Raw genomic sequence first — 24611 nt, 5'->3', positions numbered from 1 at the left:
GTTTTGCTAATCAACTTCTCTGTTTAAAATGATCAGGACTTAATCGTTTTATTAAGTCCTGACCGTTATGCTTAAGCCTAAAATCCTTTTGAGGATTAAAGGTGTAATATTTCTTTAATGTCTGAAATAATCTTATTTGCCAGATTTTCGGCAATGGTTTCATTTTCAGCCTCACTATAAATCCTGATGATCGGCTCGGTATTCGAACGACGTAAATGTACCCAGGTTTTATCAAATTCTATTTTCAAGCCATCAATAGTACTGTATGGCTGGTTTTTGTATTTTTCTTCTACCTGTTTCAACAAATTATCGATATCCATTTCAGGCGTAAGGGTAATTTTATTTTTAGAAATGTGGTATTGAGGATAACTTGCCCTTAAAACAGAGATTGATTTGCCAAATTTAGCTAAATGTGTTAAAAATAAAGCAATACCTACCAAAGCGTCTCTGCCATAATGCGATTCAGGGTAAATGATACCACCGTTTCCTTCGCCACCAATAATCGCGTTTGTAGCCTTCATTTTGTTTACCACGTTCACCTCGCCCACTGCCGAAGCATTGTATTCTGATCCTGCCCTTTCGGTAACATCGCGTAATGCACGGGTTGATGAAAGGTTAGAAACCGTATTTCCAGGTGTATTTTTTAATACATAATCGGCAACAGCAACCAAAGTATATTCTTCGCCAAACATGCTTCCATCTTCGTTTACAAAACACAAACGGTCTACATCCGGATCAACCACAATACCTAAATCGGCATTTTGTTTTTGAACTTCTTTCGATATTTCGGTTAAATTTTCTGGCAGCGGTTCAGGATTGTGTGGGAAATGTCCGTCTGGCGTACAATATAGTTCAACTACTTTGCTAACACCTAAAGCTTTTAATAATGCTGGGATAAAAATACCTCCTGTAGAATTTACACAGTCGATTACAACTTTAAAATCGGCTTTTTTAATGGCTTCAACATCTACCAAAGGCAATGCTAAAACTTTATCGATGTGTTTTTGAAGGTAAGAATCGTTTTTAATTACTTTCCCTAATTTATCTACATCAGCAAAATCAAAATCAGCACTTTCTGCTAAATCCAGCACCTCTTTACCGTCAGCATCGCTGATGAATTCGCCGCTGGCGTTTAATAATTTTAAAGCATTCCATTGTTTCGGGTTATGGCTGGCTGTTAAAATAATCCCTCCACCTGCATTTTCATCCGGTACTGCAACTTCTACAGTTGGCGTAGTTGATAAACCCAGGTCGATTACTTCAATGCCTAAGCCCTGTAAAGTCCCGATTACGAGGTTATTTACCATTTCTCCCGAAATACGGGCATCGCGACCTAAAACTATCCGTTTATTGCCTGTTTTTTGTACTACCCAGCTACCAAAAGCCGCTGTAAATTTCACAATATCAAATGGCGTTAAGCCGTCGCCAGCCCTTCCGCCTATGGTTCCGCGTATTCCTGAAATCGATTTTATTAAAGTCACCGTGTATAATTTATTTGAGGCTCAAAAATAACAAAAAAAACAAGATAGCCGCTATTCAGCAACGTTTTGCGCTGCAAATTTACATTGTTTTTATATCTAGGTACACGATGTATTTGGTAGAATTAGCAAGGTTATTAAAATCAAACGTGTGTTTTACCTTCAAAAATATTTTTCGTTTTTAGCGTTTATTTTTAGTTGTAAAAAAATCAAATCATAATATTCTTGCAACTTTATTGCATAAAAGCACATTCTGACTTTACTAGCGGTTGTAAAACCTTATATTTGCATCTTTTTAAGATAAAAACGGCTTTTATATGCAGCGCAAGTGGTTTCAATATTGGTTTAATTCGCCATATTATCATATTCTATATCAACAACGAAATGATGCTGAAGCCGAATTTTTCATCGATAAACTTACGGAATACCTCCATCCAAAAACCGATGCAAAAATGCTGGATATTGCCTGTGGCAAAGGCCGACACTCGATTTATCTGAATAAAAAAGGCTTTGATGTTACCGGGATTGATCTTTCTGAACAAAGCATCAAATACGCCAAACAGTTCGAAAACAACAAACTGCATTTTCTGGTGCACGATATGCGCAGGCTGTTTTACATCAACTATTTTGATGTGGCTTTAAACCTGTTTACCAGTTTTGGCTATTTTGATACCGAGAAAGACCATGTAAATGCCCTTAAAACCTTTAGAAAATGTTTAACAGCCGATGGTATATTGGTGCTGGATTATTTTAACACCGAAAAAATTATCCGCAATTTAAACTCTTGTGAAGTTAAATCTCTCGACGGCATCACTTTCAACATTACCAAAAATGTTGTTGATGGAAAAATTATCAAAAAGATAAATTTTGAAGACAAACATAAGGTATATAATTTCGAAGAACGGGTGCAGGCATTTAGTTTTGAAGATTTTCAACGCATGCTTACCAAAGCAGGAATGCTGATCGAAAAAACATTCGGCAGTTATGCTTTAGACGATTTTGACCAATCTACCTCCGACCGCTTAATTTTAATCTGTAAAAAAGCATGATAGAAAGCATCCAGCAATTTGATGTAGAATTGTTTCTGAAAATCCACCGCGGACTTTCAAACAGCTTTTTTGATTGGCTGATGCCTTTAATGCGTAACCGTTTTTTTTGGTCGCCGCTTTATCTTTTTATCATTGTATTTTGTATTAAACAGTACAAAAAACAAGGTTATTACATTATCGGCATGGTACTTTTCACCTTTGCCATGGGCGATTTAATTGCATCTAGGGTGGTAAAACCATGGGTTTCGAGGGTGAGGCCCTGTAATGATATGAGCCTGGCTAACGATATTATCCACCGGGTACCCTGCGGCAGCGGATTGAGTTTTCCTTCTGCACATGCCACCAACCATTTTGCGATAGCCGTGTTTTTAATATGCGTTTTTTACAGCAGGTGGAAACCTATTTTACCCATTGGTTTATTCTGGGCGTTTATTATCAGTTTCGCGCAGGTTTATGTGGGTGTACATTATCCTGTTGATGTAACCACCGGTGCTTTGCTGGGCATTACAATCGGGTTTATCTGCTCGCGAATATTTAAAAAATTACAACCTGATTTTTAACCTATGGAAATCTGGAAACTCTGTGTGCTCTTTTTCTGTGCCTTTTTAGGTGGAACAGCTATTTTTTTGGTAAAGAGTGATAAATCTAAACTACTGAAACTGATTTTATCTTTCAGCGGGGCTTATTTGTTTGCGATTACCGTTTTACATTTAATTCCGGATGCCTACAGCGGACCGGATAAGTGGCAGATTGGTGTGTTTATCCTGATCGGCTTTTTGTTGCAGATTTTCTTAGAGCAGTTTTCAGAAGGCGTGGAACATGGACACATCCATAAACACCACGACGGACATGTTTTTCCTTTCGGCATTATGATCAGCTTATGTTTACATGCCTTTTTAGAAGGGATGCCATTAGCAAAAGAACAGCATAATGAACTGATTTTTGGCATTGCGCTACACCATATCCCGGCGGCTTTTGCATTGGCCAGTATATTAATGCAAAATCATTTTAAAAAGAGCAGCATCGTACTTTATCTCATTTTATTTGCCGTAATGGCTCCAATTGGTTTTTATGTAAGCGTGGGACTAAGCAATGGTACCATTGGTGGTTTAGATGCTTACTTTAATAAAATCATGGGTATTGTTATCGGTATTTTCCTGCATATCTCTACTACCATCCTATTCGAATCGAGTGCCGATCATAAAATCAACACACGAAAAATGATAGCTGTATTATTGGGGATTGGCGTGGCACTGATTGGTTTCTTTGCGGGACATTAGTTAAGTTTTTAATTAACAGTTGGCAATTTTCAGTTCACCAATTTAAACAGTTACCCGATTAATCATTTCAAAAAGTTAACTTAACTCTGTAGTCGTTTTTAAACGTTTAACCGTTTAATCTTTGCGAACAATACAATTAAATCAGGTAAATTCGTTTATGGATGAGATTGTTAATGAGCCTCTTGTAGCCTGTCAAAAAAGGCGTTATACCGTTGAGGAATACCTAGCGATGGAAAAGGAATCAACAGAAAAGCACGAATATTTTCAGGGTGAGATATTTGCAATGTCTGGTGCGACCTTTAACCATAATCTTATATTTTCAAATGTTTTCGGACTTCTTTTTTCTAAACTAAAAGGTTCAACATGCATTCCTTTCGGAAGCGATATGAGAATGAATATCCCTGAAAACACCTTATTTACTTATCCCGATATTTCCGTCTATTGTAACGAAATCAAACATTTAAGTGAAGATGAAGACACCATACTGCAACCAACAGTAATTATTGAAATTCTTTCGCCTTCAACAAAAAATTACGACAGAGGCAAAAAATTCAAACTGTATAAAGACATTCCTTCATTAAAGGAATATATCATGATCGATTCGGAATCTGTCTCGGTTGAGGCTTATTATGTGAATGATGAAAAGAATTGGTTGCTTACTGAATACAAAGAAATATCTGATACCTTAACTTTGGTATCAATGGGATTTAATATAGCGCTAAGCGATATTTATAAATATGTTAATTTTAAGGCTTAAGCAATATGGATGAGATTGTAAATGAACCGGCTGTTGCCTATCAAAAAAGACGTTACACTGTTGAAGAATACCTGGAGATGGAAAAAGAAGCAACAGTTAAACATGAATATTACCAAGGTGAGATATTTGCCATGTCGGGCGCTGGTAATAATCATAATGAGATTTTCAGCAATGTTTTTATAGAAATAGGCAATAAACTAAAGGGCAAACCCTGCAGACCTTATGGGAGTGATATGCGAATGAACATTCCTGAAAATACGTTATTCACTTATCCTGATATATCCATTTATTGTAATGGATTAACACATAGCGAATTTGATGAAGACACCTCGATTTTACCAACGGTAATCATCGAAATCTTATCTCCTTCAACTAAAAATTATGATAAGGGGAAGAAATTCACACTTTATAAAGATATTCCCTCATTAAAAGAATACATTATGATCGATTCTGAATCGGTTTGTGTTCAGGCCTTTTACATTGACGATGAAAATAACTGGAAACTTAACGAGCACAGGGAAATATCTGATACCCTAAGTTTAATTTCGATGGAATTTGATGTAGCCTTAAATGATATTTACAATCATGTTCGCTTTGATAAAAAGTAATCCAAGCCTGAATTTTGGGTTCAAAGTTAAATACCACTGCAATTACAACTGTAAATTGATTTAAATAATTGCCAACTGAATTACTTCTTCTCCTTTTTCTTCCCAAATCCCCAGGGACAGTGTTTACACTTGTTTTTGCAACAATATCCTCGTTTTAGATGATAGGCTTCGGTAAAAACCATCAGTCCATCTTCATTAAAATAGAAATCTTCGCCTTCTTTCATTGTTAATTTTGAATGATTGAATTAGAGAATGTAGCATGACTGAATTTTGAATGATAGAATGTTTATGCCCAAAGTTTTGAATGAGTGAATTGGTGAATTTTGAATGATAGAATATTTTACCTTTAACCACTCAATCATTCCTTAAATCATTTATTCGGTTATTCCATCCTTCAGTCATTCTCTCATTCATTAAATCATTCATTCGGTTATTCCATCCTTCAGTCATTCATTAATCATTCACTAATTAAGTATTTTAACTTCCAGTTTATCTTTAAAATAGTCTTTAAGTTGCTTACCATCACCGTGCAAAGTCCATACCTGCTTGGGTTTTACTTTTTCGATAGTTTCTAAAATAGCACTCCAATCGGCATGATCGGAAATATACAGCGAAATTCCATTTTGTTGCTGCAGGTTTTTCCAGCCGGACGCAAAGGCCCGTACCACATTAATTGCTTTGTGATAGCTATGAAAAACCATAGGCGGAACTATATATACCTGTTGTTCGTGGTGGTTTTTCATCACTTTCCTATCGTACATTTTATAATTGCCCAAATTTATGCCATAATCATCATATATTTTATTGAAGGGCATAATGCTAAAATGAACCATAATGTTCCTGGTTGGGCAATGTTCGTTCAGCAGTTGAATAATCCGCTGACTTTTACCCAAGGCATAAGCACCAAGCATGATATTCGCATTGGTTGTGTTCAGTTTTTTAATTTCATCAACTGGTGAGGGGTGCTTGGTTTCGGGATCGGCAAAGGTACTCTCTGTGATCAACACATCAGCCTCCATAAATTCAAAAGGCTCACAAGTTGTGTCGGGTTCTATTTTATAATCGCCGGTGTATAGATATTTAACGCCCTTGTATTCCATTAAAACCTGCGCAGAACCTAAAATATGTCCAGCTGCATAGAAAGTAATGGAAACATCTTTTATTTTAAAGGTTTGATGATAGCTTTTGGTAAAAAAATCGACAGCAGCAAATTTGCGGTAACGATGCTTCATGAAGCTTGCCGTTGCCGCTGTGCAATATACATTCTGGCTTCCTCCAATGGCATGATCTCCATGTGCGTGTGAAACAACTGCTTCTTTAACTGGCTGTTGCGGATCGAGGTAAAAATCGCCGTAAATACAATATAAACCCGTTGGGGTAATGGTAATAAAATCTTCTAAAATCATTATTAAGATGAATAGGATTTAAGGATGGTATGATTTAAGGAGATTAAAAATTATCGCTTTTAAATGCTGTAGCCAACTTAAGAAATTGTTGATGTAAAGCTAAAACCTGCTCTATGATAGATTGCTGCTCATCGTTCAAGATAAAATGATCGGCCAGCCTTGACTTTTCCTCATCGCTAAGCTGTTTATCCATGCGGGCTTTCACTTGTTCTTCAGTAACACCATCGCGTTGCATTAAACGTTTTATTTTGATTTCGTAAGGGGCTGTAACCAGAATCGTCGTATCGCACAATTTATAAGAGCCACTTTCGAACAAAATTGCAGCTTCTTTTAAGGTGTAAGGAACTGTAGCGGGAATGGTGGATTCCCATGCGTCAAAAGCCCTGAAAACCGCCGGATGCACCAAAGCATTCAATTGAGCAAGCGCTTTTTCATTATTAAAAACAATGCCGGCAATGTGCTTATTATTGAGTTTTCCGTCTTCAAAATAACTTTCATCACCAAAAGCCGTTTTAACCCCTTCTATCAATAACACATCTTGGGTCATGATTTCTTTAGCCACGGTATCGGCATAAAACACAGGAATCCCTAATACTTCAAAAACCCTGCAGGCCGTTGTTTTTCCACTGCCTATACCACCTGTTATGCCTACTTTATACATTATTTTTCTACTATGAAATCAATTTTGGATGGAACTACATTCACCAGCTTACAATAATCAGGAAACTCGGTGATCTTCACGGTAAACTGCCGGTGTTTTAAAATTTGCCATTCATCTACATCTATAGTGGCGGTAATAAAACTTTCATCAACCTGATCGTAATTACTTAAGGCCACTAAAAAGGAAACTTTTACCTTTTTAGGGTAAAGCCTTATACTGTTATAGTTCTTATTATTGATTACTTTTAAAGGAACTTCGATGGTTTTCTCTGTAAATTCATCAACGGGTAATTTCACCTCTACAGATGAGGGAGAAATACTCACATTTTTATGGATACTGTGCTGTAAAGCTACCCTTGTAGTAATACTGCTCTGTATTTTATCCAATTTCAATGTATCGGTTGGCCAAAAAGTTATTTTAGCAAGTTCCTCTGTCGGGCCAGCCACTTTAACATATTTTGGATTAAGCATCACTTCGCTTGCAATGCCGTATTGTTTTACAAAACCCAGCTTATCAACCAGTTTTACAGGTACTTTTTTCACTACGCGTTTGGTAAAATCGAAATAAAGCGTATCGGGCTTAACAGAAATTACTTTTTGTGTACTTTCCAGCTGCCTGTTAATATTGAACAACTGATCGGAAAAAACAATAAAATCTTTTGAATTAAGCTGGCTTAAATTGACGTTTACAGAAGGCGGACTGATTCTTAATCGGGCAAATAATAGCTGCCAACCTGTTCCCTCCACCTGTAAATCTATCGTATCAGACTGTAAGGGATAAAATGCCCTTTTGGTAGGTTCATTTTTAAAAACCAGAACCGTTTTAGCTACATAAATATACTTGTTGTTAAGTGCCATAAAAAGCCATGCAGCTACGGCAAGCAGCAGGCAGGCCAGTAAACTAAAAACACGTCTTTTTTCAATCTTCGTTAATCTGATGAAGGGCATAACACAATGTAAAAAAATGATGTAAAAAAATTACTTCTTACAGCAATATTGTCAAATGTAACAAAACTAAACAGCCGCTCAAAAACTAATCCATTTATTGAGAAATTAATGCACTAATTGTATTGAAATAACATTAGATAACTATATTCGTAGTAGATATTATACTATCATGAAAAAATATATTTTAACGCTGCTTACAACTACCTTCTTCTTCACTACCTACGCCCAAAAGAGAACAATGGTTACTTATTTTAAAAAAGGCATGGTTACCGAAAATAAAAGCAATTATGATTACCGAAGGGTAATAGAAGAAACGGATACCCCATCGCTGTACCGCCTGTATGAATTTTATCCGGATAATACGGAAAAAACTTTGGCAAGCATTTCGAAATTTGATCCAAATATTGTTTATGGAGGCTTGTTTCAGGGTTATAATAAACAGGGGGTTCTTACTTCAAAAGTTAATTTTAAAAATGGAGTGCTGGTTGGTGAATGTTCTTATTATTACGACAATGGGAAACTTGAAAACGTTTTTCTGTATGATGAACAGGGTAACAATCCTGGCAAGCAACAGCGAAAATGGGTAACCGGAATAGATTCTTTAGGCAATCAGTTTATCAAAGATGGTAACGGACTGTATAAACAAACGGATAAAGGAGGGTTTACGGAGGAAGGAAATTATGTTAATGGTTATAAAGACGGAACCTGGAAAGGAACCGGCATAAAAACCAGTTATGAAGAAGTTTATGAGCATGGCGTTTTTAAATCAGGAACAAGTACATTGGCAGATGGAAACCAGATACAATATGATAAAATGGAGCAACAACCTGAATTTAAGGGCGGAATGTCCGAATTTTATAAATATTTGGGCCGGAATTATAAATACCCTTCCGAAGCGCTCAGAAACAGGGTAAATGGCAGGTTATATATCACTTTTGTAGTAGAGAAAGATGGCAGCCTGACGGATTATGAGTTTAAAAACAGCTTAGGTTATGGTACTCAGGAAGAAGCAGTGAGGGTTTTAAATGAGTGTCCAAAATGGATACCCGGAAAGCAGCATGGTATTCCGGTAAGGGTAAAATATAATATCAACATTAATTTGGCACAGCGCTAAACAAAAAACGCCATCACAAAGGATGGCGTTTTTACTATTTTGTTTTAAATATTAAGCTTTAGGAGCTGCTGCAGGCGTTGTAGTTGCTTTTGTAGCATCCAAAGAAACGGCAGATTTATCAAAACGGATTTTTACACCACCTTCAACCTCGATTAAGAAAGTAGTTTCGTTCATATCGGCAATACGGCCGTGGATACCTGCTGTGGTTACAATTTTGTCTCCTTTTTTCAATTCACTGATTAATTTTTTATGGTCTTTAGCTTTTTTAAGCTGAGGACGGATCATAAAAAAGTAGAATACCAGTGCAATTGCTCCAAACATGATTAATTGTCTTGGATCAAATCCTCCTGCTGCCTGTAAAATTACTGTTGATGTCATTTCTTATTTTTTTGTTTGTGTTTTAAATAGCTGATATTAAAGCTTTAACGCTTATCATCATCAACCAAATTATTTTTTGGCAAGTACCTCTCCTACCAAATGAACAGTAGAAACAGTAGGATTTGCATTTGAAGTAATGGTTATCACTTTATCCTGCATGCCCATTTTGCCCTCACTGTTAAAAACTACGCTAACAATACCTTCTTTACCTGGTAAGATTGGCTGACCTGGCTTTTGAGGAATAGTACAACCACAGGTTGCTGTTGCATTGGTAACAATAAGAGGGGTTTTACCTGTATTTTTAAGCTTGAAATCGTGTAGCACTTTTTCGCCCTGCTCTATTTTACCGAAATCGTAAATATCACGTTCAAAAACAATAACGGGTGCATCTGCAGGGGCCACTTTAGCCGTTTTTGAAGTATCGTTACCTACAGAAACTGTCGATTTAGTTTCTGACGTCTGATTATTTGCATTGCGGCATGCTGCAAATGAAAGTGCAGCTATAGCCAGGATAAATGTTCTTTTCATGTTATTCTTCGATTAATCCGCGGCCAATCTTTTTAATGGTGTTATTTTTCTTAAGATCGCCTAAAATTTTGTCTAAAATACCGTTTATAAATGAATTACTCTTCGGTGTACTGTAATCTTTTGATAACTCTAAATATTCGTTGATGGTTACTTTAACCGGAATAGACGGGAAATTTAACAGCTCACAAATGGCCATTTTCATCAAAATGGTATCCATAAGCGCAATACGTTCTGATTCCCAGTTTTTAGTTCTGTCGGCAATCATTTCCTGATATTTGGCGTCGTTTTGTAAGGTATGTACGAAAAGATCCTGTACAAATTTACTGTCTTCCACCCAATCAGCACTAATTTCGGTCAGTTTGTTTTTAAATGGATCGTCGAAAGTAAAGTTTTTCAGGGTTTTGGCCACCATACCTTTCATTACTTCATGATCTACCTGCCAGTTGATAAATTTCTCTTCAAAAACCTGCAAAATTGCCTGATTTTTTAAGATGATTTTCCTGAAAATGTATTTAATAATGTCTTTTGACGATTCTAAACTTTCGTTTGGATCAGCAAGATAATCGGCATATTCTTTAGATGCTTTTAAAGAATTGTACACCGTTTTACGGATTTCCGGATCGAAACCCCAATCTACCTTGTACTTTTTAATTGCAGAAACATATTCTGGATTCTGCTGCAGTAAAATGCTAAACTTATTGTGTAGCAATTTCATGTTCGGATTGATATCCTCTGCTGTTTTAATGAATTTGTTTGCGCGTTCGGCCGCGTCGTTAGCAGTAAATTCGGTAACTTCTACCATTAAAGAGAGCATCCAGATGTACATTTCGTACACGCTATCGATACTTTGCATTAAGGTTTTTAAATCACCTTTAATGTCTTTTTTGTCTGCCATGTGCCATGCAAAAATGTTTTGCAAAGCTTTGATTCTTAAGTGCCTTCTGTTTAACATGAATGTAAGAACGAGTGTGGTTTTTTAAAACCTGTTTTAATAATTATGATTTAATATGACGATTTAATTTTTTTAACATCTGCAATCCGTTTTTCGGCAATCTGGTTTGCGGCAATATTTGTTGAAATATTTTCAGCTTTGCTTAATTTTATTACGCTACGGGTAGCATCATAAATATTTTCGGTAAGCTGTACGGTACGTTTTTTACCAAAACCAGTTAGTTCAGAATAGCATGAAATTAACCCACCCGCATTAATTAAATAATCCGGTGCGAATAAAATTCCTTTTTTCAAAAGTAATTGGCTATCTAAAAGCTCATCTTTTAACTGATTATTTGCTGAACCTGCAATGATTGCAAATTTCATTTTTTCGATGGTTTTGTTGTTAACCGTAGCACCCATGGCACATGGGGCATAAACATCGGCATCGGTAGTGAAAATTTTATCTGCCTCTATTGGTTTAGCTTTATATTTCCTTGCAACATAGGTTAACTGCTCCTGGTTAATATCACTGATGAGTACTTCGGCATTTTCTTTTCTTAACAAAGCAACCAAATGTTCGCCAACGTTACCAATTCCTTGTACTACAATGGTTCGGCCGGCCAGCATATCGGTACCAAAAACCTCTTTAACGCTGGCTTTAATACCTAAATAAACACCTTGTGCTGTAAAAGGAGCGGGATTACCTGCACCACCGATTGATTCGGGAACACCGGTAACATGGGTGGTTTCCATACGGATATATTCCATATCGCGTGTGTTAGTACCCATTTCTTCAGCTGTAATAAATTCGCCGTTCAGGTTTTTAATAAACCTGCCGTAGCTGCGCATTAAAGTTTCTGTTTTATCTTTTCTCGAATCGCCGATGATAACGCCTTTTCCACCACCAAGATTTAAACCTGTAATGGCGGCTTTATAGGTCATTCCGCGTGATAAACGAAGGGCATCTTCCAGGGCTTCGCTTTCGGTAGAATAACTCCACATCCGTGTTCCGCCTAAAGCAGGGCCTAAAGTGGTATCGTGTATAGCAATAATTGCTTTTAAACCTGTATCGGGATCATTACAGAAAACCAATTTTTTATGCCCATAAGCACTTAATTGATCTAAAATTGATGAATCTGACGGAGAATTTGCTGGCATATTAAACGTTCGGCTAACCTGCTGCAAAATTAAAATAAAAAACCATTATTACACGTATTTAACGAAACTATAACAAAATTAATTCGAACGGGATTAAATAAACAAAGTTATTTGTTCAAAAAAGTATTATTTGGGTAAATTACGTTTGTTTGTAGAGACACGAACCTGGGCTTGGAACAAGAAGATCCTTCGTGCCTCAGGATGACAAAACCTACAGGCTTATTTTAAATAAACCTGATCAAGCGGAAAGCCCGCATCCCGATTCGTTACCGATGAATCGGCACTAAATTAGCATCGGGAGAGGACTTGAAGCGATAGCAGGACTGAAGTACCCCAAAAGCACCGAACCTTGCTTTTCTGAATAATAATGAACCACCTAAGCCACCTGAGCACAGCTGAGTTATCCTACACCTTCCATTTCACATCTTCCCTTTTACATCCCAAACTGTCATTATTTTTTAAAGCTTAAGTCTGAATGTATAAATATGCCGCATGAAATAACAAAATTATCTAAGTTTGTACAACATGAAACATCTGAGCCGATTAAACAAATACTTTCTCAAATACAAATGGTGGATTATCCCCGGAAGTATTTTCGTGGTGATTTCTAATATTTTTGGTGTGGTGCCGGCACAGGTGATTGGTTACGCCGTGGATCTGATTACGGAAAACATCCAGATTTTTAATCTTTTTCATGGTTTTGATCGTCAGGCGATTATTTACGATATTTTTAGCAGCAACCTCTTATATTTCGGCCTTTTGGTTATTGTGCTTTATTTATTGCGTGGACTTTTCTTATTCTTTATGCGGCAAACCATTATTTTAATGTCGCGGCATATCGAATTTGACATGAAAAACGATATTTATCAGCATTACCAGGAGCTTAGCCTGGGCTTTTACCGCAGGAATAATACGGGCGATTTAATGAACCGCGCTACAGAGGATGTTAACCGCGTGAGGATGTACGTTGGTCCGGCAATTATGTACACCATTAATACGTTTGTGCTATCGGTACTCATTATCTGGTCGATGTTTGACGTAAATTCTAAACTGGCTGTGTATTGTTTATTGCCCCTTCCCTTTTTGGTGGTAATTATTTATTACGTAAATACGTTGATTTTTAAAAAGAGCGGAAAAATACAGGAACGCTTATCAGACCTTTCGAGTTTTGTACAGGAACGTTTTTCGGGCATCAGAATCATCAAATCTTACGTGCGTGAAGATTATACGCGTAATATGTTCGAAATCCAGAGCAATGATTACAAAAAGGACTCGATGAGCCTGGTTAAAGTATCGGCGTTGTTTTATCCTACCATGCTATTATTAATTGGCTTAAGTACGATTTTAACCATATATATAGGTGGCATCCAGGTAATGAATGGCAGCATTACGGCAGGAAATATTGCGGAATTTATCATTTACATCAATCAGTTAACCTTTCCGGTAACGATGCTCGGCTGGGTAACCTCATTGATCCAAAGGGCTGCAGCCTCGCAGAAAAGGATTAACGAATTTCTGGATATCCCATCTGATATTCAGTCAAAAGAAACTTCGGAAAGGACTTTATCAGGCAATATCAAATTCGATCAAGTAAGTTTTACCTATCCGGATACAGGCATTGAAGCCCTAAAAGACGTAAGTTTTGAGATTAACTGTGGCGAATTTGTAGCAATTATCGGGAAAACAGGTTCAGGAAAATCGACATTGGCCAACCTGATTATGCGGATGTATGATGTAGAAAATGGAATAATTGACATTGATGGCAAAAATATTAAAGCACTAAATTTGAAAGATTACCGTGGCCAGATTGGTTTTGTACCACAGGAGGTTTTTCTGTTTTCGGACACGATAAAGAACAACATAGCCTTTGGTTTAGATACGGTTACCGATGAAGAAGTGCATACAGCTGCGAAAAATGCGTCGGTTTATACCAATATTATCGGTTTTGAAGAAAAATTTGAAACGATGCTTGGCGAACGTGGCATTACGCTTTCTGGCGGACAAAAACAAAGGGTTTCTATTGCCCGAGCACTGATTAAATCGCCAAAGATTTTAATATTTGACGACTGTCTTTCGGCTGTTGACACCAAAACGGAGGAAGAAATATTGCAAAACCTGGGCAAAATTATGGCCGGAAAAACAAGTATTTTAATTGCCCACCGGATTTCTACCATTAAAAATGCGGATAAGATTTTAGTGCTTGATAATGGAAAAATCATCGAACAAGGCACACACAATGAATTACTTAGTAAAAACGGCAGCTATACGGAGCTTTATAACAACCAGCTTTTGGAGGAGGAAACGCGAACGATTTAAATTGTATTAAAATTGTATTTTGAACTTTAAATATTTGCTTTATATTTACCGAAACCAAAAACCAACATCAATACCAACCATGGGAGAATTCGACAACAAGGAAAGAGAAGAAGTTTTTTCAAAGAAAGTAAGAGCAGGTAAGAGAACTTATTTCTTCGACGTGAAGGCTACTAGATCGGGTGATTATTATTTAACAGTTACCGAGAGCAAGAAAAGATTAGAAGACGGTGTGTTTGTAAAACATAAAATCTTTTTATATAAAGAAGACTTTGAAAAATTTACAGAAGGATTAAACGAAACTGTTGATTATATCAAAACCCACCAGGATGTGGTTGAAAAACGCTATGAATACTCTGAAAATGGAGAACATAGTACCAGATCAAACGACGATTTTACTTTTTAAGTAATATAATTTCAATAAAAAAAGCCTCCTGATTTTAAAAAACAGGGAGGCTTTTTTGTGTGCGTAATATTTTATTTTATGCCTCCGCCTGCGAGCACCGCCAATAGCAGCAGGAAGTAACTTGCAATAAATATGATTGTAAGGATTCCCCAAAATTTAAATAGCGATTTTACATGGGCAATGGCATCGTTTAAATTTTCCTGGTCGCCGAACAAAATTCCCTGTTTACCTTTTGTAGAAAAACGGAACAGCAATAAACTCGGGTAAAAAAAGAACAAAGCCAGTAGCAGGTAAAATATGGTAATCCCTGTAGCGCCGATGCCAGCTAACGGACCTAATTGATTGAGCATTCCTGGATTAGCAGTAACTGCAGCCCCTATACCAAACGAGCCTAAGGTTAGAAATGCCGAGATAACAAAACCCACAACTGATAAAAACCGGGCCCATTTACTCATATCGTAAAAGTAACTCCGCATTTCTTCGGTAACGATTAATTTTACTTCCTGAGGCACTTCTTTTTCAAAATCTTCCATTTATGTATCTGTATTTTCGGCTAAACATAGATAAAATATAGATTTGATACAATAGCAAGGGTTTAAATAAAGGTTTTAAAAGCTTATCTTTGCGCGGTTTTAGCGGAGATGTAATACTGAAAATGTAAGATGGATGATTTGATGGATAAAGCGATTACCGACTAAAGACTGTGTACTAAAGACTTAAAGACTAATAAATAATGGCATTACAATGTGGTATAGTTGGTTTACCAAATGTGGGAAAATCGACTCTTTTTAACTGTTTATCAAATGCAAAGGCGCAGGCAGCAAACTTTCCCTTTTGTACAATTGAGCCCAATGTTGGCGTAATTACAGTACCTGATGATCGTTTAACTAAACTTGCTGAGCTGGTAAAGCCAAATAAGGTGCAACCCAATACCATTGAGATTGTAGATATTGCCGGTTTGGTAAAAGGTGCATCGAAAGGTGAAGGCCTGGGAAACCAGTTTTTAGGGAACATCCGTGCTACAAACGCCATTATCCACGTTTTACGTTGCTTTGATGATGGAAACGTTATCCACGTGGATGGTTCTGTTGATCCGATCCGCGATCGTGAAATTATTGATACGGAGTTACAGCTTAAAGATTTGGATACGGTTGATAAACGGATTCAAAAGGTAGAGAAAATGGCTAAAACCGGCGGTGATAAGGATGCTAAACGTACCTACGAAATTCTAACCGTAGTTAAATCACACCTAGAAAGCGGTAAATCTGTCCGTACTGCACCTTTGGCACAGGAAGATTTCGATTTTATTGAAGATTTAGGTTTACTTACCCAAAAACCGGTGATGTATGTTTGTAATGTTGATGAAGCATCTGTAGTTACAGGCAATAAATATGTTGATTTAGTAAAGGCAAATGTTGCTGATGAGAATGCAGAAGTTCTGGTAATTTCTGCAAAAATTGAATCGGAAATTGCTGAACTGGAAAGCTACGAAGAGCGTCAGGAATTTTTAGCCGATTTAGGTTTAACTGAATCTGGTGTAAATAAACTGATCCGCGCGGCTTATAAATTATTAAACCTTTACACCTACTTCACAGCTGGTGTACAAGAAGTTAGGGCCTGGACGATTACCAAAGGTTTTACGGCACCACAGGCTGCAGGTGTAATCCACACTGATTTTGAAAAGGGTTTTATCCGTGCAGAGGTAATTAAATATAACGATTTTGTAACGCTGGGTTCTGAAAATGCTTGTAAAGATGCTGGTAAGCTTGGTGTAGAAGGAAAAACTTATGTAGTGGAGGATGGCGACATCATGCACTTCAGGTTTAATGTTTAAAAGCTAAATATAAATTACACAGAGCCACTCTTGCGAGTGGCTTTTTTGTTATAGTGCTTTTTGCCAAGGTTTTTGCCACGGATGCACGGATTTACACGGAACTATGTTTACAGGTAGTAATTTATTCTGTAAAAGTCAATATGAATGAAAGATGGTTAATGCTTACAACCTCAAAAGTTACTGTCATTTCTAGGAATAATTTATTGCATAAATTACAGAGGAATTATAGCACAACAATAAGCCGCCAAATTCGTCATTGCGAGAAGGCTTTTTCAGCCGACGAAGCAATCTTTCTTGAATGTATCACAAGCAGGAAAGATTGCTTCGTCGTTCCTCCTCGCAATGAAGGTACTTTTTATTGATTCTGCGCGAATTAGTGAAATCTGCGGGAATAATTACAAACTTAAACCTCCAACCCGTAAGCGGCTAATTGTGTTTTGGTATCTTCGTAGCTGCTATGATGAATGCCCCTCAAACCCAAACCTTCAGCAACCTGCACAAAAAGCATCCTGTCATCAATGTACAAACTGGTTTCTACATCACTTTGCGAAATATCGATGGCTACTTTAAAAATATCAGCATCTGGCTTGCGGAAATGCACAAAACTTGACGACACAAAAAAATCGACAAATTCATTCAGTTTAAAGGTGTTGATGCGGTATTGATTCAATTCCCTGCCCTCATTACTGATTACGGCTACTTTTAAATTGTATTTCTTTTTAAGTTCGCAGATCAACCGGATCATTTCGGGATAAGGAAGTGATTTTTTGAACATGAATTCCTTAAAGTCATCATAACTAAAGCTACGTTCTTCGAAGAAAACAATCCTTTCTAAATATTCATCAAGCGTTAGTTTACCCACTTCATAAGTGTCGAAAGTAAGGTGATGACGTTCTTCGAGATCAACAGAATCGAGGTTAAAGAGTACGGCTGCTTCTCCCCTTGCCTGCCTGTCCCAGCCATTGGTTAATAAAACGCCGCCGATATCGGTAAAAAGTGTGGTAATTTTCTTCTGCATGATATAAGTTTAAAGTAAAACGCCTTTTAAAATCAATACGGCAACACTAAAGTAGATTACAATCCCGGTTACATCTACCATGGTTGCTACAAATGGCGCTGAAGAAGTGGCCGGATCAAGTTTCAGTTTTTTCAAAATAATAGGCATCATCGAACCGATTAAACTGCCCCACAACACAATGCCAACCAAAGTAAAAAATATGGTTGTGGCAATTAAAAACCAATGTGGACCGTAGTTGTAAAGATGCAATTCCTGCCAGGTTATAATGCGGATAAAACCAATTGTACCTAAAATAATGCCAAGTAAAGCGCCCGATACCAACTCGCGGCGCATAACGCGCCACCATTCGGCTATGGTAACTTCGCCAAGGGCCATGGCCTGAATAATCAAGGTAGAAGCCTGCGAACCACTATTCCCCCCGCTACTCATGATTAATGGAATAAACAACGATAAAACCACTGCTTTTTCGAGTTCGATTTCGAAATGCTGCATAGCGGTTGCGGTTAACATTTCGCCAAGAAACAGCACAATCAGCCAGCCAGCACGTTTTTTTACAAGTTTTAAGATCGGAATATCGAGATAAGGTTCATCAAGGGCTTCGGTACCCCCTATTTTATGCATATCTTCTGTATATTCTTCGTTCGCAATCCACAAAATATCATCAACGGTAACGATTCCCAACAGGATATTACTTTCATCCACAACGGGTAAAGCCACACGGTTATTCATCCTGAAGATGTTGATCGCATCTTCCTGCGGATCGTTAGCTTTTAGTGCAATGAAACGTTTATCGGTAAGTTCGCCTATAATGGCTTCCGGATCGGCCAGTAAAACCTCACGGATACGGATATCATCTAATAATACCCCGTCCTTATCAATGACATATACCACATCGATGGTTTCGGAGTTTTTGCCATAACGCCTGATGTGTGCCAAAACGCGGGTAATGGACCATTCGGGTTTTACAGCGATGTAATCCGGCGTCATTAAACGACCGATACTATCTTCTTTATAACCTAAAAGTGCGAGCGATTCTTTACGTTCTTCGGGGGGTAAAAGGGTAATCATCTTTTTTACCACATCGCCTTTTAACTCACTAAAAAGTGCCGTACGGTCGTCTGGTGGCAGGTCTTTGATGATCTGGTTCAGTTTATTGCCCGAAAGTTTTTTAATAATACGCTCCTGGGTAGGAAAATCCAGGATCCTGAATACGTTTACAGCCCTGTTGAGGGATAGGGTTTCGATAAATTTAGCTGCATATTGTGGAAGTTCATCAATCAGTTCTTCAACATCCGAAATATTCAGTTGATCGAGATATTGCTTTAAAGCTTTATCATTCTCTTTTTCAAGTAGTTCCTGAATTTCTTCCACAACTATTTCTTCCATACATCAAATTTAATTTATTACATGCCTAAACCTCTATTACGGTTCGCAAAGGTGCATTTTTATTTCCTAAAAAGCCAACCCAAGCCCCTAAAATCCGTGTATTAAACAGGCTAATTTAAAAAGACAGGTGCATAAAGCCAACATGCAGGGAATGTTAGGGAAATGATTTAATATTATTTTAACATAAAAAACATCAGGTTGAGTGGAAGCAAATTTAAGATGTGATTATTGATTAAAATTTGCCTTATATTTCGGTAAAATGTATTTGATTTTTCTATATAATTTTCTCCGATCATTTTATTCAGATTTTATACTTGATGTAAACAACCAGGAATTCGTAGAATCATAGTAATACTTGCAATAATTCGATATTTAGATGAGGGTGATATTTGTTAGACTGAAATATGGTTTTCGGTCAAAACCGATGGACTATCAAATTGACTAAAAACACCTATTATAAAAACTTCACTGGGAATGAGTGGTAATTGACAAGACCAAAACCATGATTCCCATAGCCTGAAGGAAATTGATGGATTACCTGTATTTCTTTTTTAAGTATAGGACGATATAGCTTGGACTATGCGCCTTACCAAACTTTCTTTCCCCAAAAATATTTATTTCGAATACAATAACTAACTTTTTAAATAAGGGGTATTAAATGAGGTTTTCTTTCTGCGATATTTATTCAGTTGACTGTTGAACGACAGCTGCTGATATAGTAGTACAACGTTAAATGGAAACTGGCCTGATAAAACCTGAAAGTAGGCCATAAGCATGTTGCATTGATAGTAGGGAAATTCTCAAATTAAACATTATGAAATTTAAAATGCCTGAGTTAGAAAACAGAGTTTTCAGTTCGAACGAATCTGTTGCACCAGCAGAAGCTATTTTGGTTATCGACGGGATCGTAATCATCGTTGTAGCTCTTTAACCAACAAAAATGCAAGAAAACATCAGGATCAAGGCTTATGATACATTGGGACATATAACCAATGAGAAACAATCTATCTGGACTTCACTGATTAATGACCCGGACCGGGTAGTATCAGGCTATGCACGTCAGTTTTTAAACCAGGCCTGAGTTTTGGAAAAAAAATTAAATAAAATTAAAGAGGTTCCGGATCTGTTCAGTAAATTGTGATGACTATTATACGATTATGATCTATGTATTTGCTACAGTATCTTTTTTAGCGCTGCTCCTTTTTTTCCTGGTCAACAATCAAAAAAGATCCAAAGTGAAACTGCTGGCGAATCTGAAGAAAAACTGGGGGAAAGCTAAGGAAGACACCGTGGATATTGTTCAGCTGGGCTGGTACAGTCCCGTAAAAAAGTTAGGTGACTTCCATCAGTTAACTGCTCAAACGCTTTCAGACATAGATTTTTTTCAGCTTTTTGTCCACATCAACCATACCTCCAGTAAAATTGGTGAACAGTTTTTATTCAATAAGCTGCAAAACCCGACAGATAACCTGGATGAATTAAAAAAACTTGATCAACAGGCCGTTTTTTTCTCAGAAAACCCAGCGTTAAGGGAAGAAGTCCAGCTTGAATTGAACAGATTGGAATCGCGGGATGCTTATTCCGTTTCGCTTTTACTAAAAGACGAGCTGATAGAAAAACCCAAATGGTTTCGCTATATAATACTTGATATACTCGCACTGGTAGCCTGCATTCTTATTTCTTTTAAATTTCCCATAGCATTTCTGGTTGCCATTTTTATCGTTGCCTATAATGTTACCTATCTCAACTATTGGAACAAGCGACATATTTTATCCTTCACCAGATCACTTATACAACTGGATATATTGATAAAGGTGGCTCAGAAGTTATCAAAAAAAAACCTTCCTTTTGACCAAAAGCCAATAAAGGGAGCAGCGGTATTCAAAAAAATCCAAAGAAAGATCCGATTACTCTTTGTTCAGACTAATCCAACCGGTACGGCAGATATCAGCCAGATACCCATTTATCTGTTTGAAATCCTGAAAGCAATATTTCTTGTCGACCTCTTTACCATATTCGGTCTTATCAGATCAATAGAAAAAAATCAGCAACAGGTTTCACTCATTTTCGAATATATCGGTGGGATCGACATGGCGATTTCGGTGGCCTCACTGAGAGCTGGTGCTGAAAAGGTATGTAAACCTTTTTTCGTAGCACCGGGAGAGAGATTTTCAATAAAAGATGCCGTTCATCCGCTCGTTCAAGGTTGTGTACCCAATTCCCTGGACGTATCAGAAAAGGGAATACTGATAATGGGTTCTAATATGTCGGGAAAAACAACATTTTTAAGGGCGCTTGCCATCAATTCATTGCTGGCCCAGACCATCTATACCTGTTATGCCGAAAATTACAGCGCCCCATTCCTAAGACTGTTTTCCTCTATCAGAATCGATGACGACATCTTCGAGGGTAAAAGTTATTATCTGCAGGAGGTAAACGTAATGAAGGAACTGATCGATAATGCAACAAGCGGGTACCTGAACATATTTTTGATCGACGAAATCTTCAAAGGCACCAATACCTCTGAAAGAATTTCTTCCGCAAAGGCGATCTTGTCTTACCTTAAAAATTCCGGCAATCTTGTATTTGTTTCTACCCATGATGTAGAACTGTCCGGACTTCTTGGTGAAGAATTCGATCTATACCATTTTACCGAAACAATCCTGAATGATCAGATGAACTTTGATCATCGGCTAAAGAAAGGGTCATTGAAAACCAGAAATGCCATTAAAATACTGGCCATGTCCGGATATCCAAACCAGATCATTAAAGAAGCATCCCAACTGGCTGAAGATTTTAATAACAACAATCCTGTTAACATTCCGAAATAACCTATCCATGTAGAAAAACAGGCTTTCCGTAACGGCAATTAGCTATTTGTGAACGGATTATTACATTTGTGTCTGAACTGACACTATATGTATAAATGCATTATCGTAGATGATGAACTACATTCAATTGAAGGCCTTACCGGATATATCGATAAAATCCCTGAACTTAATCTGATACAGACCTTTACAGATCCTACAAAAGCGCTCTTAGAAATCCGTGAAATGCCGGTATTAGACCTGATACTACTGGATATCGATATGCCCGGAATGTCAGGTCTTGAACTGGCTGTAGAGATCAGAAAAAACACAAAAAAACTTGTTTTCACAACGGCCCATTCAAAATATGGCTATAATGCTTTTGAAGCTGATGCAGATACTTTTTTATTAAAGCCATATTCTGTTGGCAAGTTTATAAGTACTTTTCAAAAACTCTTCCCAAGTCGTAGCAGAACCTCTGAACTTCAGATTGAGGAAGATTTTGTTTTTGTAAAAAGCAAGGATGACCACAGGCTGATCAGGGTAAATGTTAGCGAAATTATTGCTGTAGAGAGTAAACTGAACTATATCCAGTTGCACACAACCTCTGCAAGTATCATGACCTATATGTCCCTTACAGAATTTTCTCAGAAAATAAGACCCAGAAAGGGGCTATTACAATTTCAGAGAAGTTTCATCATAGCTCAGGAATATATCGAGTATATTGATGGAAACATGATCAAAATGGTCAATGGTATTAAAATCTTCATAGGGGATCACTATCGGAAAAGTTTTGATGAATTCATTAATACGAATCTCATCAAACCAAAACGCAGAAATCAATAAAGGTATATATCAAATGACACCAGTAAGGGTCAGTGAGATCGTGGCAATCGTAGGTTCTGTTTCATTTTTATGTCCACTGCCTTTTTTGGAACTGAAGAAAAATATTCTGCGGCGGATAAGTTTAACGGAATTAGCTTTCATATTTTTTTTTGAATGAAACTATCGATTATCCATAATTTATTATAACAGGCTATACAGGAAGCCAAATATTGTATATATAAAAGGAATATTGCATGATTAAGACTGCATTACTTTGGGTCAGAAAAAAATGGATACATATCTTAATCTGGACCTTATTTATCTTCTACGAAACTGTAGTAGTTAGGCTGGTATTTGGAATATATGGCAGGCCGCTCACCTATACTGTTCACTATTTCACCATAATTTGCTATTTCTACATCATTGCAGAAGTCGGACTCCCATGGTGTCTTAAGGAAAAGAAGTTGATACCACTCAAAATCCCTGTTTTTTTTATCCTGGCTATAGGCACATATATATACCTGAATTTTCTAACTGATGTCCTGCTGATCCGGTTCCACTACATTACCCATATTAAAAGTGTTGAACTGGACGAAAAATTCATGCTCAAAGAACTTTACCGCTGTATATATTTTACGGCATTTTCAACAGCATACTATTTTCTGATGAACTATATAAGGGAAAAAAGAAAAAGCACCTTGTTAGAAGAACTGCGTCTTAACAACATTATTAAAGAAGAGCAAATGGGCAGAATTCTTTCCATTGCCCAGAACGACTATTTAAAAGCACAGATCAACCCACATTTTCTATTCAACACGCTGGATTTCGTGTACCATAATGTTGTCAAGTGCAGCAGTGTGGCCGCAGAAGTAATAATTTCCCTTTCAGATATGATGCGATATGCAATTGCATCTTCCGATAGTAATGAATACATTTTATTGGGAGATGAAATTTCTCAGATTGAAAAACTGATTCATATCTATCGGTTAAGATCATCTGAGCAGTTGAATATCAGAACTCGGTTTGACAGAGATGCAATGGAACTCAGATTTTTGCCGTTGGTACTACTTACGATGGTTGAAAATATCTTCAAGCACGGAAATAGCTATGATGAAAACTTCCCCGCAAGGATATCCGTTTTATGTACTAATGATATCCTAACCATAGAAACCTTAAACAAAATAGGGTACAATAAGGGCGAAAATAATGGAAACAACGGACTCACCAACATCATAAAACGTCTAAAATTTGCGTTTGGTGATCAGGTGTCATTTCATCATGGGCCGGAAAGTAACTTCTACAGGGTTTCGATAAATATCCCCATTTCTATTTTACCTGATAAGTAAAATTTAGCTTAGCACACCAAATATTGGTAATTAAAAAATCCTTTGATCACTAAGCACAACAAATATCGTATCAAATTGTGGTTGAGCCCTTGAGATCATTCTAACCTAAAATTAGTTGATATTGAATAATTTTGGCCAATATTATGATAAGCCCAGGCCAGATCGAAATGATCATTCGTTTGAGGTTTCATTAAAAACTTTGCCTAATAAAACCAAAGCGGAAATAAGTGTATTTTTTTATCTAAATGTCAAAAAAATATGTTTTCAAATCCTATATTTGCAGCCTTGCTCCCGTAGTTCAATGGATAGAATTATGGTTTCCGGTACCATCGATATGAGTTCGAATCTCGTCGGGAGCACCTTACGAGGCAAATCAGTT

General features: G+C 37.1%; 25 protein-coding genes and 1 tRNA gene. 14 read left to right on the top strand and 12 right to left on the bottom strand.

Features of this window, described 5'->3' with window-relative positions; genetic code table 11:
* Positions 1–95: 95 nt before the first annotated feature.
* Positions 96–1481 carry a phosphoglucosamine mutase gene (glmM, locus tag ABD769_RS07080; protein ID WP_344850624.1) on the bottom strand — a complete coding sequence of 462 codons (1386 nt, stop codon included), beginning with the start codon at positions 1479–1481 and terminating at the stop codon, positions 96–98.
* Between the two features lie 314 nt (positions 1482–1795).
* Between glmM and ABD769_RS07075 the strand changes: the two genes are divergently transcribed.
* The 5 genes from ABD769_RS07075 (at position 1796) to ABD769_RS07055 (ending at position 5172) form a co-directional block, all read left to right on the top strand.
* Positions 1796–2527 (top strand): class I SAM-dependent methyltransferase, encoded by a 732-nt coding sequence (locus tag ABD769_RS07075; RefSeq protein ID WP_344850622.1) that lies wholly within the window; start codon positions 1796–1798, stop codon positions 2525–2527.
* On the top strand, positions 2524–3087 hold the full coding sequence (locus tag ABD769_RS07070; protein ID WP_344850620.1) for a phosphatase PAP2 family protein: 564 nt from the start codon (positions 2524–2526) through the stop codon (positions 3085–3087). The genes ABD769_RS07075 and ABD769_RS07070 overlap by 4 nt, the downstream gene beginning before the upstream one ends.
* 3 nt (positions 3088–3090) lie before the next feature.
* Positions 3091–3807, top strand: a complete 717-nt coding sequence (locus tag ABD769_RS07065; protein WP_344850618.1) for a ZIP family metal transporter — start codon at positions 3091–3093, stop codon at positions 3805–3807.
* Positions 3808–3964: 157 nt separating this feature from the next.
* Positions 3965–4564 carry a Uma2 family endonuclease gene (locus ABD769_RS07060; protein WP_344850616.1) on the top strand — a complete coding sequence of 200 codons (600 nt, stop codon included), beginning with the start codon at positions 3965–3967 and terminating at the stop codon, positions 4562–4564.
* A 5-nt stretch (positions 4565–4569) separates the two neighbouring features.
* Positions 4570–5172, top strand: coding sequence for a Uma2 family endonuclease (locus ABD769_RS07055; protein ID WP_344850614.1), 603 nt, complete (start codon positions 4570–4572; stop codon positions 5170–5172).
* 80 nt (positions 5173–5252) lie between these two features.
* Here the strand turns inward: ABD769_RS07055 and ABD769_RS07050 are convergent, their stop codons facing one another.
* From ABD769_RS07050 to ABD769_RS07035, 4 genes are all read right to left on the bottom strand, one after another.
* Complete coding sequence (locus ABD769_RS07050) at positions 5253–5396, bottom strand: C1orf53 family protein (RefSeq protein WP_158674084.1); 144 nt, start codon at positions 5394–5396, stop codon at positions 5253–5255.
* Between the two features lie 240 nt (positions 5397–5636).
* Positions 5637–6578: an exonuclease gene (locus tag ABD769_RS07045; RefSeq protein WP_344850611.1), complete on the bottom strand. Its 942-nt coding sequence runs from the start codon at positions 6576–6578 to the stop codon at positions 5637–5639.
* A 43-nt stretch (positions 6579–6621) separates the two neighbouring features.
* Positions 6622–7239, bottom strand: a complete 618-nt coding sequence (gene coaE, locus ABD769_RS07040; RefSeq protein ID WP_344850609.1) for a dephospho-CoA kinase — start codon at positions 7237–7239, stop codon at positions 6622–6624.
* Entirely contained in the window at positions 7239–8186 is a 948-nt protein-coding gene (locus ABD769_RS07035; RefSeq protein ID WP_344850607.1) for a CdaR family protein, read from the bottom strand. Before ABD769_RS07035 ends, coaE begins: the two co-directional genes overlap by 1 nt.
* Positions 8187–8355: 169 nt before the next feature.
* Here ABD769_RS07035 and ABD769_RS07030 point away from each other — a divergent pair, with 169 nt between their 5' ends.
* Positions 8356–9300, top strand: a complete 945-nt coding sequence (locus tag ABD769_RS07030) for an energy transducer TonB (RefSeq protein WP_344850605.1) — start codon at positions 8356–8358, stop codon at positions 9298–9300.
* A 51-nt stretch (positions 9301–9351) separates the two neighbouring features.
* On the opposite strand, the gene yajC is transcribed toward ABD769_RS07030, so the two are convergent.
* The 4 genes from yajC to ABD769_RS07010 form a co-directional block, all read right to left on the bottom strand.
* Positions 9352–9678, bottom strand: coding sequence for a preprotein translocase subunit YajC (gene yajC, locus ABD769_RS07025; protein ID WP_344850603.1), 327 nt, complete (start codon positions 9676–9678; stop codon positions 9352–9354).
* Positions 9679–9747: 69 nt separating this feature from the next.
* Positions 9748–10206: a DUF1573 domain-containing protein gene (locus ABD769_RS07020; protein ID WP_344850602.1), complete on the bottom strand. Its 459-nt coding sequence runs from the start codon at positions 10204–10206 to the stop codon at positions 9748–9750.
* Position 10207: 1 nt separating this feature from the next.
* The gene (nusB, locus tag ABD769_RS07015; protein ID WP_025143849.1) at positions 10208–11158 is read right to left on the bottom strand and encodes a transcription antitermination factor NusB; all 951 of its coding nucleotides are present in this window, start codon (positions 11156–11158) and stop codon (positions 10208–10210) included.
* A 50-nt stretch (positions 11159–11208) separates the two neighbouring features.
* Positions 11209–12297, bottom strand: a complete 1089-nt coding sequence (locus ABD769_RS07010) for a Glu/Leu/Phe/Val family dehydrogenase (protein ID WP_344850599.1) — start codon at positions 12295–12297, stop codon at positions 11209–11211.
* Positions 12298–12822: 525 nt separating this feature from the next.
* Here ABD769_RS07010 and ABD769_RS07005 point away from each other — a divergent pair.
* Both ABD769_RS07005 and ABD769_RS07000 read left to right on the top strand, forming a co-directional pair.
* Positions 12823–14613 carry an ABC transporter ATP-binding protein gene (locus ABD769_RS07005; protein WP_344850597.1) on the top strand — a complete coding sequence of 597 codons (1791 nt, stop codon included), beginning with the start codon at positions 12823–12825 and terminating at the stop codon, positions 14611–14613.
* Positions 14614–14692: 79 nt separating this feature from the next.
* Complete coding sequence (locus ABD769_RS07000; RefSeq protein WP_344850595.1) at positions 14693–15016, top strand: DUF3276 family protein; 324 nt, start codon at positions 14693–14695, stop codon at positions 15014–15016.
* A gap of 71 nt (positions 15017–15087) precedes the next feature.
* Here the strand turns inward: ABD769_RS07000 and ABD769_RS06995 are convergent, their stop codons facing one another.
* Positions 15088–15549, bottom strand: a complete 462-nt coding sequence (locus tag ABD769_RS06995) for a hypothetical protein (RefSeq protein ID WP_344850593.1) — start codon at positions 15547–15549, stop codon at positions 15088–15090.
* 200 nt (positions 15550–15749) lie between these two features.
* Between ABD769_RS06995 and ychF the strand changes: the two genes are divergently transcribed.
* Entirely contained in the window at positions 15750–16850 is a 1101-nt protein-coding gene (gene ychF, locus ABD769_RS06990) for a redox-regulated ATPase YchF (protein WP_344850591.1), read from the top strand.
* A gap of 403 nt (positions 16851–17253) precedes the next feature.
* Here ychF and ABD769_RS06985 read toward each other — a convergent pair whose 3' ends face one another.
* Both ABD769_RS06985 and mgtE read right to left on the bottom strand, forming a co-directional pair.
* Positions 17254–17868, bottom strand: coding sequence for an HAD hydrolase-like protein (locus ABD769_RS06985; protein ID WP_344850590.1), 615 nt, complete (start codon positions 17866–17868; stop codon positions 17254–17256).
* Between the two features lie 9 nt (positions 17869–17877).
* Positions 17878–19254 carry a magnesium transporter gene (gene mgtE / locus ABD769_RS06980; RefSeq protein ID WP_344850588.1) on the bottom strand — a complete coding sequence of 459 codons (1377 nt, stop codon included), beginning with the start codon at positions 19252–19254 and terminating at the stop codon, positions 17878–17880.
* 940 nt (positions 19255–20194) lie between these two features.
* Between mgtE and ABD769_RS06975 the strand changes: the two genes are divergently transcribed.
* From ABD769_RS06975 to ABD769_RS06955, 5 genes are all read left to right on the top strand, one after another.
* On the top strand, positions 20195–20335 hold the full coding sequence (locus ABD769_RS06975) for a hypothetical protein (RefSeq protein WP_344850586.1): 141 nt from the start codon (positions 20195–20197) through the stop codon (positions 20333–20335).
* 76 nt (positions 20336–20411) lie between these two features.
* Positions 20412–22085, top strand: a complete 1674-nt coding sequence (locus ABD769_RS06970) for a MutS-related protein (protein WP_344850584.1) — start codon at positions 20412–20414, stop codon at positions 22083–22085.
* A gap of 87 nt (positions 22086–22172) precedes the next feature.
* A complete protein-coding gene (locus tag ABD769_RS06965) occupies positions 22173–22907 on the top strand; it encodes a LytR/AlgR family response regulator transcription factor (protein WP_344850582.1) in 735 nt (244 codons plus the stop codon).
* A gap of 233 nt (positions 22908–23140) precedes the next feature.
* On the top strand, positions 23141–24232 hold the full coding sequence (locus tag ABD769_RS06960; protein ID WP_344850580.1) for a sensor histidine kinase: 1092 nt from the start codon (positions 23141–23143) through the stop codon (positions 24230–24232).
* A gap of 287 nt (positions 24233–24519) precedes the next feature.
* Positions 24520–24591 (top strand) — tRNA-Arg (locus ABD769_RS06955).
* The last annotated feature ends 20 nt before the right edge of the window (positions 24592–24611 follow it).

The organism is Pedobacter jeongneungensis (assembly GCF_039538295.1).
Taxonomy (GTDB): domain Bacteria; phylum Bacteroidota; class Bacteroidia; order Sphingobacteriales; family Sphingobacteriaceae; genus Pedobacter; species Pedobacter jeongneungensis.
The sequence above is the reverse complement of the archived record's forward strand: the minus strand, read 5'-3'. Positions and strand labels throughout refer to the sequence as shown.